Origin of the sequence: Celeribacter halophilus (assembly GCF_900114135.1) — a bacterium.
Classification (GTDB): domain Bacteria; phylum Pseudomonadota; class Alphaproteobacteria; order Rhodobacterales; family Rhodobacteraceae; genus Celeribacter; species Celeribacter halophilus.
Genome location: NZ_FORY01000054.1, coordinates 1 through 2,535 on the forward strand (window position 1 = coordinate 1; position 2,535 = coordinate 2,535).

Annotated in this window: 3 protein-coding genes; all 3 read right to left on the reverse strand. The window is 44.2% G+C overall.

The window, feature by feature from the left end; all coding sequences use genetic code 11:
• Window positions 1-263 precede the first annotated feature (263 nt).
• The 3 genes from BM152_RS18685 to BM152_RS18695 are packed head-to-tail and all read right to left on the reverse strand — an operon-like array spanning window position 264 to window position 2,435.
• Entirely contained in the window at window positions 264-1,409 is a 1,146-nt protein-coding gene (locus BM152_RS18685) for a beta family protein (protein WP_074914680.1), read from the reverse strand.
• Window positions 1,406-1,972: an ImmA/IrrE family metallo-endopeptidase gene (locus BM152_RS18690; RefSeq protein WP_066603793.1), complete on the reverse strand. Its 567-nt coding sequence runs from the start codon at window positions 1,970-1,972 to the stop codon at window positions 1,406-1,408. The genes BM152_RS18685 and BM152_RS18690 overlap by 4 nt, the downstream gene beginning before the upstream one ends.
• A 1-nt stretch (window position 1,973) precedes the next feature.
• Window positions 1,974-2,435, reverse strand: a complete 462-nt coding sequence (locus BM152_RS18695) for a hypothetical protein (protein WP_139222561.1) — start codon at window positions 2,433-2,435, stop codon at window positions 1,974-1,976.
• Window positions 2,436-2,535 lie beyond the last annotated feature (100 nt).

Below are 2,535 nucleotides of genomic sequence, written 5' to 3' on the forward strand. Positions count from 1 at the left end.
ACGACGTTCGGTATCGAAAACCTACGCGATCTGATCGAAATGGACCAGGAGTGAGCGCGGAGGTCTCCCTGTGGCCTACGCCGGATGATTACGCTTCGAATAATGCGTAACCGTTCGGATTATAGAAATTACTTGCCCATTGTGCTGCATTTGGAGCGGACAATTGCAGCAAGTAAAAGTGATGATGAGGAGCTTGAAAGAATTATGAAAATGGCGGCCGAGATGTAAAGTGACGAGAGAAATGAATTTATTTCTCGTTACATTCAGTTCTGTGTGATCTTTGAAAGAATATCCGTGCGTCTGCAAATATGGATTTCCATTCGAACAGATATCCAAAAATTTGGTGATTTCCCTTCAGGAGATTTTGTAGCAGCCTCTATAATTTTTTTGCAGCCCCAAGAGTCTTCAATCGGAGTGAATGCGGCGTCAGAATACACGCGTTTTGCCGCATCTTTATACATGGTAACTCGTGGTGAAAGAAGAATGTTTCGGTCTTTATCGATTTTTGGAGCGACACGATAATAAAAAATCGTGTTCGTTTCGGTTGGAAAGTCTATTCGCGCACGCAAATGAATGCCGACAGGCGGACTAAAGTCATTCCGAATGGGATTTATGGACCCGTAGTCACCATATTCGATAAACTGGTTCTGCGTGCGATTGATTTCCGCGTGAAGTTGAAATTCTTCGAGGCGAAACTCGTCGCGTTCTTCGTCCCCTAAGTCCGTTACATTTTTAGGGAAAGATGTTCCAACACACACTATTCGCGCGGCGGGAATAGCTTCGCGGATCTCCCTAATGATAGGGGCTATATATGATGCGTGTAGGTCAGCGGTAGAAGGCTGGATGTATTCAAAGTCGAGTAGGACTTCGAAGGTGTTGCCTTGGGCAATGAAGTCATTTGCCCTGTCAGATAACATTGCTATGTCATCTACGAATCCATCGTCGTGCAGCACTGAGGCTCTGTAAGATATTAAGTCAAACGTTTGTGAAAATGAGTCAAACTGCGCGAAGACATCGGATTGAAATGTGTCATAGTCATCAGTTTCTTGGGGGTTTATGATTAGAGTTGGCCTGACTTTCGGGTTGTCTGTATACAGATTGTTAACGGTGTTGACCCATTTTTCATACCCGTTGTGAGGTTGGCCTAAACTTTCTGTTTCAGTTGAACGTAAAGTTGGCTCGCGCGTGATATCGATAACGCAAATTTTCGCGTTTAAAAAGTCTTGCTTAATAGTGTCAAACACCTTGTCGATGTTGTATTCAAATGGTGCAGTTTTGTCCTTGTTCGGTTTCTTTCGCCCACGTGTGATTTCACAATGAACTGAAACCATGGCCTGCCGTTCCTTGGAAAGGTTTCTCCAAGCTCGGAGTTCGCTGTCACCTGTTTTTAGAAGTAGGTGGTAGTTCATGTCACTTTATAACCAAGATTTTCCAAACGATACTTCAGCGCCTCTTTTGATACACATAGTGTGTCAGACATTTTTTTTAGGCTTCCTCCCGAACTTCGAAAGGATTTTCTGACCAACATTTCGGGCATCAGTAACTCTGCAGCGAAGTCATTTGCTTGATACTCAACGCGGTTTCTGTCCCCGTTTCTATGTAGGATTTGTTCGCCTTCCGGCATTTCATGAATTTTGCCGCGATGAAGAAGGTAGTGTCCATATTCGTGAGCCATTGAGAACCTTTGGCGGTTCGGGTGGTGCTTGCTATTTACGCCAATTTCAAACCGGTTTTCTGCAATTTTTTTTATGTAGGCGTCATTTATGCCGAGGTCCGCATATCTTAGTTCTAATTCTGGGTTGGCTCCAATAATCGCCTCAATTGGGATTGAAGAATCAACTTCAAGGCCCATTCGTTTATAGTATTGAATGACTTGCTCAGGAGATTGAAGAAGCCCAGGGGGCGGCAAATCTCGAGCGCTGGCGGGGGTATCTGCTTTCCGAGGCCGTCGAGGTGATTTGCTAACCATCATCCTAATCCTCTTGGCTATTATCTTCTAAAGTGACAGTCTGACCAGTATCCATGTTCTCGATATTGTATTCCAATTTATTTAGCCTGTCTGAGAAACCGGAGATAAATTCAGTATGGCTGGATATTGATTCCTCCACTTCTGTCAGTTTTACCTGCAATGCAGATGACTGTTGATCAAACCCTTCTTTTAAAAGTGGTTTTCCTTTCCCAGTCGTGAAGAATAGTTCGGTAAGTTCCGGTAATTCGGTTTCTACATGTTGTTTTGCGGAATAGTGGATGCTTAGAGCGGCAATGATGCCGATTATGGTGAGTATGGCGACCAAGATTACGATCAGATTAGTGTAGAACGTTGAAATTACCGATATCATTCCATCAGAGCTTAGATTGTTCTTGAAGACGCAGACGGTCGTTTCTTGTCCTTCGTAGCAGTCTGAAGGTGAAAACTCACTCATGCTGATATTCATATTTGATGACCTGCCCCCCATCGGCCCCTCGTTCATAATGAGAGTCTGCGGGTTTGATTTTGATAATCATGGATTTCGGTTTGGGCAAGCGCGCCGTGCG